Raw genomic sequence first — 6540 nt, 5'->3', positions numbered from 1 at the left:
TTTAACAGAAATGGATTCTTTTTTCATTTATTTGATGCATGATCAAGTCAGATGAAACGCTTGATAAATAAGCATTCAAAAGTAATCAAAAGTTTTCTATGAATAATTCAGGTATAAGTATAAAAATTGCAATTTCCTTTATACAATCTTATACTTTCCATAACATGGACTTTCATTATTGGAAGTTTTGCATCAATGAACATTACAGCCTTACGGTTGCTTTAATATTAGTGCAAATTTTAAAGATGGATCAGAAAGCGTTGTGAAGTTTTATGAATAAGAGGAAAAGACACGTGGCAGACGTTGCCTTTGAATTATTTGTGGAGAAAGGTGTTCAGCAAACATCTATTCAAGATATCATTGAGCGGGCAAACATATCAAAAGGGACTTTTTATAATTATTTTTCGACAAAAAACGATTGTGTTGCGGAAATATTGGACGGAATCCGTTATGATGCGAGCCAAAGGCGGATTGAACTTCAAGTTGGAAGACCTAAAAAAGACCGGCACGTTTTCGTTGAACAGATTTCAAGTTTAATTCAAATGAATGAGGAACGAAATATTAATAAACTGATTGAAGCAATCTTGCATTCCAATGAGCCCGAATTAAAAAAGATGGTCCTCCATCATCGCATCCACGAATTTGAGTGGTTTGCCGAACGGCTGACAGACGTATATGGCAGTCATATCCGGAGCATTGCCTTTGAATTATCCATATTATTTGCTGGCATGCTGCAATATATTCTGTTTGTTTTGCGGATTTCCAACTATTCCCAACCGATTGAAAAAATTGTAAGTATATTGCTTTCCTACATTGAGTTAATAATGCCAAAAATGCTGGAGCAGGAAACCGCTCTGTTAGATGATTCGGTTCTTGACTTTCTGCGAACGAAGATGGATCAGAAAATGGTTTCTCTGGAAGAAATTTTGGAACTGGCCAAGCAAATTGAGAAACAGGCGAGGTTTACAATGGAACAAAAAGATTTATTCGACACTATTTGTACGGAACTGAAAAGGGACCGGATTCGCAAAAGTGTAATTCAGCCTTTGTTAAAACCGTTAAAGCAATCTATTGATCAACATTCACCACTGAAATCACAGATAAATACGTTTACTCATTTAGTCTGGTATTATACGAAACTAAAATAGCTTCCCTGCATAGGCGGAAGCTAATTTTTTTCGGGCGAAAAGCTGCATGTTGAACATGCTATGTACTTGGACATGGCGTCCATTATATATATATATGGTAAGAGAATAAAAGAAAGGAGAGCATTCCATGAAACATATTGATTTGCAAATGCTTCTCTTTATCGGTGGTTCCATGGTTCAAGAAATTTGGCTATTTTATGGGTTGCCGAGAATGTATTATTTAAGTGTAACGAAGGACATAAAGAAAAAAGACGATAATTTTTGGGTTGCCTAACCTGAAAACCTTTTTTCCTTAAGGAATGTACATCATCTTCAAATTATAATCAATAATTTAGCAATTTTCTTTATAGCAATCTATAATTGAAATGGGTCAGTATGTTATTGAAATGAATCAATTACTTCTTAGAAAGGATAGAGTAATTATTATGGATGTACGAATTGAACGTGACTCTTTAGGGGAGAAAGAAGTTCCTGCAGATCGCTATTATGGAATTCAAACGGTAAGGGCGAAGGAGAATTTTCCTATTACCGGATATTCAACAAATCAATCTTTAATTCGGGCATTTGGCTATATTAAAAAAGCCGCAGCTATAGCCAATTGTGAGTTAGGACTTCTCGACCCGAAAAAAGCGAAAGCGATTATTGCGGCATGTGACGAAATCATCGCCGGCAAATGGGACGACGAATTTATTGTTGACCCGATTCAGGGCGGTGCGGGAACGTCGTTAAATATGAATGTTAATGAAGTAATTGCCAATCGAGCCATTGAACTGCTGGGAGGATTAAAAGGAGATTACCGAATCGTCAGTCCCAATACCCATGTAAACATGTCCCAGTCGACGAACGATACCTTTCCTACAGCCCTGAACATGGCTTGTTTGGATGTTTCGAAGGATTTAATAACTGAATTAGAAGCGCTTGTGACATCTTTGAAAAAGAAGGAAATCGAGTTTGATGATGTTGTTAAAATGGGCCGGACCCATTTGCAGGATGCGGTTCCAATCCGTTTAGGCCAGGAATTTAGTGCCTACTATTCTGTCATAAGACGGGATTTAGGAAGAGTAAGAAATGCACTGGAAAATTTATATAGCATTAGCATCGGTGCAACTTCGATTGGAACGGGTTTGAATGCTTTGCCGGAGTATACAGAAAAAGTAGTTCGCTACTTGTCTGAATATACTGGAATGCCCTTTGCCAGCGCGGAAAATCTAGTTGATGCAACGCAAAATACAGATAGCTATACTGAATTGTCCAGTGTGTTAAAAATTACTGCGATTAATCTATCAAAAATTGCCAGCGACTTACGTTTAATGAATTCTGGTCCAAAAACTGGCTTTAACGAAATCAATTTACCGGCCAGACAAGCAGGTTCTTCGATTATGCCTGGAAAAGTAAATCCGGTCATTTGCGAAGTGATGAATCAAATTTCTTTCCAAGTTAGCGGAAATGACCATACGATTGCGTTAGCTTCCGAGCACGGGCAGCTGGAAATTAATGTGATGAAGCCGGTTATTGCCTTTAATCTGCTGCAATCGATTACTATTTTAACGAACGGGATTAAAGTGTTCCGGAAATATGCCATTGACGGAATCACCGCTAATATTGAACAATGCAGAAGATTGGTGGAAAACAGTATCGGTATTATTACAGCGGTGAGTCCGTATATCGGTTATGAAAAAGCATCGCAAATTGCAAAGAAGGCATTAAAAACGAATCAATCCATCAGAGAAATTTGCCTCGAAGAAGGGGTGCTTTCCGAAGAACAATTAGATAAAATATTAGACGTTAAGAAAATGACAAACCCTGGAATTATAGGAAATAAAACGGAAGTCCTTGTATAATCTTTACCTAAGTACAGGTATGCAGTGACAGCATACCTGTATTTTAAGTTTATTTTTCCGCAAACCCAGCAAAGAGGATACAAGTAACTGCGGCAACAGTTGTAACAAAAATCCCAATCATTAATCCGAAGGCAGCCATAAAGATATCTTCCCCTGGGTAAGAAGGTTCAAGGAGAATAAACCGACATATACATATACCGCACATCAAAATATAAAAACTGCTTCCGATAAATGCCATTTTTAACCGGCCTTGTTTTGTTCCAGACCATGCTTTATTAAAGGCGATCCACACATAGATACTGCCAATTACGGATAATAACATGACGAATAAATGGACATAAGGGATAATCAAAATCAGGAGTAAGTAAAGCAAGATAACCGTCGAAAAAAATAAAAAAGCGTTGATGCCAAACAAAAATAATCCGGCAATCCACGGGTTATGAAACCGCCGGTATTCTTTTAGCCTCGTAACGAGCGGATTTTTTTCGCTTATGAAAGCGGCAATCGCCTGTTTAAATATAAGAAGCATAATAACGACTAGAGTCCCAAGTAAAACAAATAATGAAAATGTCATAAGAAGATGCCCCCCTCTGCCATTGTGGCAACCGCCATAATACTAATGGTATTGTAATATATTATTTATCGTTTATCAATAAAAATATATTAATTGGCATTAAAAATATAATTTATAACGATAGAACACGAATTGAGGCCTGCAAGGGTTTCATATTAAAGCATATTTTAGCCCATAAGAAAAAGACCCTCATTTTAGAAAAAAATAAATCGCTCAATATTTTTTATAGGTACGAATGAATATTCATTCAGTTTGTGCTATGATAGCAAAAAAAGTCGGTATAGGAGAGAAAAAAAGGATGTTGCTTAAAAAGGCATTTGCCCAAAATAAAGTAAACGGCGTTTTGATGGGAAACGGAACCGTATCATTACAAAGTGTGAAAATGAACGTATATTGCTTTTATTTAGATGGAGTCTTAATTGATACGGGCCCGAGGATTTTGGCAAAGGAACTTCAGCCTTTTTTTCGCGATCTTGATATAGACGAAGTGGTCATTACCCATTATCACGAGGATCATACCGGATGCGCATCGTTCTTTGAAGGTCGGGTTCCAATCTATATGAATGAAACGATGATCAGCGACTGTACAAAGAAGGCGGACTATCCGCTTTACCGAAAAGTCTTTTGGGGAAAGAGAAAGCCGTTCCGTGCAGAGCCGATTGGAGATACTTTTACTTCCCGCAAGTCAAGGTGGAAAGTAATCAATACGCCAGGTCACACGATTGATCACCTCGCTTTTCTAAATGAAGAAACGGGGCAGCTTTTTACCGGGGATCTCTATTGTCAGCCGCGGACTAAAGTAATTCTTCGGGAAGAAAGTGTCCCGACAACGATTGCATCAATAAAGAAGGTGTTAACCTATGATTTTGAAGAAGTGTACTGCAGCCACGCAGGCTATATAAAGAATGGACGGGATGCTTTGAAGAAAAAATTAGACTATTTACAGCATACGGAAGGAGAAGTATTAAAACGGTTTGCAGAAGGGAAAACCGCAGAGCAAATCGATGCAGAATTGTTTCCGAAAAAATACCCGATTACCCGTTTTTCTGCTGGTGAATGGGGATCAATCCATATCGTCCGTTCCATCCTGCAGTCACATCAGAAATTTTCAGCAAAATCGGGCGGACCAAGTACCACAAGCTAGCTCTAAACAATTGGCGATATATTTGTTGATTATCTGAAGTTTAATGGATAATATATTGGATGTTGGTAAAATCAAAGAAAGAATGGTGTATATGTTCGAACAACTGTTTAAACTGAAAGAAAATGCAACGAGTATTCAAACCGAAATCACTGCTGGGGTCACAACTTTCCTTACGATGGCCTATATTGTCGTGGTGAATCCGGCGACTTTATCCGGTGCCGGCGTACCTTTTGAGCAAGTATTTATGGCGACGATTATTGCTGCAGTAGTAGGAACACTGATGATGGGGCTATTTGCTAACTATCCGATTGCCATTGCCCCTGGCATGGGATTGAACGCATATTTTGCGACGGTCGTTGCCACCCAAGGCTTGTCCTATCAAGTAGTTTTTGGAACTGTTTTCTTGGCGGGGATATTGTTTTTGCTTCTAAGCCTTACGAAGCTGCGGGAGACGCTTATTACGACAATCCCTGATAGTCTAAAATTCGGAATTACCGCAGGAATTGGCTTGTTTATTGCGTATGTCGGAGTAAGAAATGCGGGTATCGTCGTTCCGAATGACGCCAATATAACAGGTTTAGGAGATTTAACAGACCCGATGGTAATGCTGACGATTATCGGGGTGCTTATTACGTTAGTCTTTTATGTGTTAAAACTAAAAGGCGCCCTCTTTTTCGGAATGGTCGCCACAGGAATTATCGCATTTATTATGGGTCAAATCGAATTTGATGGTGTTGTGTCTGCGCCGCCTGCACCAGTATTTTTTGATTTGGATGTGGGCGGAGTGTTTGCCCACGGACTTTATACGGTAGTGCTGGCGTTTTTGCTTGTAACGTTGTTTGATACGACAGGTACAATTATTGGTGTTGCTGAACAGGCTGGATTTATGAAAAACGGAAAACTTCCCCGATCCAAACAAGCACTGTTAGGGGATGCAACGGCAACAACAGTTGGCGCGATGTTTGGAACAAGTCCGGCAACGGCATACATCGAGTCGACTTCCGGAGTTGCAGCGGGAGGCAGGACAGGACTTACTTCCCTCGTCGTTTCCGTTCTTTTTGCCATCTCGATTTTCTTTACGCCGATTATTGAGGCAGTGGCCGGGGTACCGGCAATTACTTCACCGATTTTGATTATCGTCGGTTCATTTATGATGCAAGGCTTGGCAAAAGTAGACTGGAAATCCTTTGATGAAGCTTTCCCTGCCTTTGCAACAATGCTGGCAATGCCTTTTACATCCAGTATTGCAACAGGGATTGCTATCGGTTTTATTACGTATCCAATCTTGAAATTGGCTGGAGGAAAAGGGAAAGACGTTCATTGGATTATCTATCTTTTTGCAGTAATTTTCCTTATTCAGCTAATCTTTTTCCCGATGAGCTGAATGCAATAGTAACGTGCTCCATTTTAATGGAGCACGTTTTTTTGGTGTGCCCGGCATGGGTGCAGACTATAGGGTGAAAGTCCCGAACAGTGAAGGCAGTAGTAGCTGTAGCTTAAGACAAGGGCATGGGGGGTGACCGTCAAGTCTGAAGGAAGTCGGCGGCAAACTTCCGCCCCGAGGAACACGAACCTCATATAAGGCTAGGTAATATTGAATGAGTCTGCCAAACAAGACAAAGTTCTTACTGCCAAAGGTATTACAGAGTAAATGAGGCGGGGACGTGGAGGGAAAGTCTGTACTCTTACCCGGGGAGAACCTGTTGGAATGCCGTGCGCTCACGGTAAGCAACTTTGTGAAGGGTTGTTGAACAACAGGCGTCAGCAGAGGTCATAGTACCTACTTTACACAAGGAAGTAGGGAAGGACTGAACCGATTATGAAGAATCACGT

The 6540-nt window shown here is 39.9% G+C and carries 6 protein-coding genes; 5 read left to right on the top strand and 1 reads right to left on the bottom strand.

Annotation, left to right across the window (positions count from 1 at the left end; translation table 11 throughout):
* Positions 1–293: 293 nt before the first annotated feature.
* The 3 genes from IEV18_RS16170 to IEV18_RS16160 all read left to right on the top strand — a co-directional run bounded on the left by IEV18_RS16170 (position 294) and on the right by IEV18_RS16160 (position 2989).
* Complete coding sequence (locus IEV18_RS16170; RefSeq protein ID WP_229733696.1) at positions 294–1148, top strand: TetR/AcrR family transcriptional regulator; 855 nt, start codon at positions 294–296, stop codon at positions 1146–1148.
* A 127-nt stretch (positions 1149–1275) separates the two neighbouring features.
* On the top strand, positions 1276–1422 hold the full coding sequence (locus IEV18_RS16165) for a hypothetical protein (protein WP_188393397.1): 147 nt from the start codon (positions 1276–1278) through the stop codon (positions 1420–1422).
* Between the two features lie 148 nt (positions 1423–1570).
* Positions 1571–2989, top strand: coding sequence for an aspartate ammonia-lyase (locus tag IEV18_RS16160; RefSeq protein WP_188393400.1), 1419 nt, complete (start codon positions 1571–1573; stop codon positions 2987–2989).
* Positions 2990–3038: 49 nt separating this feature from the next.
* Here IEV18_RS16160 and IEV18_RS16155 read toward each other — a convergent pair whose 3' ends face one another.
* Positions 3039–3563, bottom strand: coding sequence for a hypothetical protein (locus IEV18_RS16155; RefSeq protein ID WP_188393396.1), 525 nt, complete (start codon positions 3561–3563; stop codon positions 3039–3041).
* A gap of 298 nt (positions 3564–3861) precedes the next feature.
* On the opposite strand from IEV18_RS16155, the gene IEV18_RS16150 reads away from it, so the two are divergent.
* Together IEV18_RS16150 and IEV18_RS16145 are read left to right on the top strand one after the other, a co-directional pair.
* Positions 3862–4707, top strand: coding sequence for an MBL fold metallo-hydrolase (locus tag IEV18_RS16150; protein ID WP_188393395.1), 846 nt, complete (start codon positions 3862–3864; stop codon positions 4705–4707).
* Between the two features lie 91 nt (positions 4708–4798).
* Positions 4799–6091 (top strand): NCS2 family permease, encoded by a 1293-nt coding sequence (locus IEV18_RS16145; RefSeq protein ID WP_308421581.1) that lies wholly within the window; start codon positions 4799–4801, stop codon positions 6089–6091.
* Positions 6092–6540 lie beyond the last annotated feature (449 nt).

Source organism: Compostibacillus humi, from assembly GCF_014637175.1.
Lineage (GTDB): Bacteria > Bacillota > Bacilli > Bacillales > Amphibacillaceae > Oceanobacillus > Oceanobacillus humi.
Note: the sequence above shows the minus strand (reverse complement) of the source record. Positions and strands in the feature narration are given on the sequence as shown.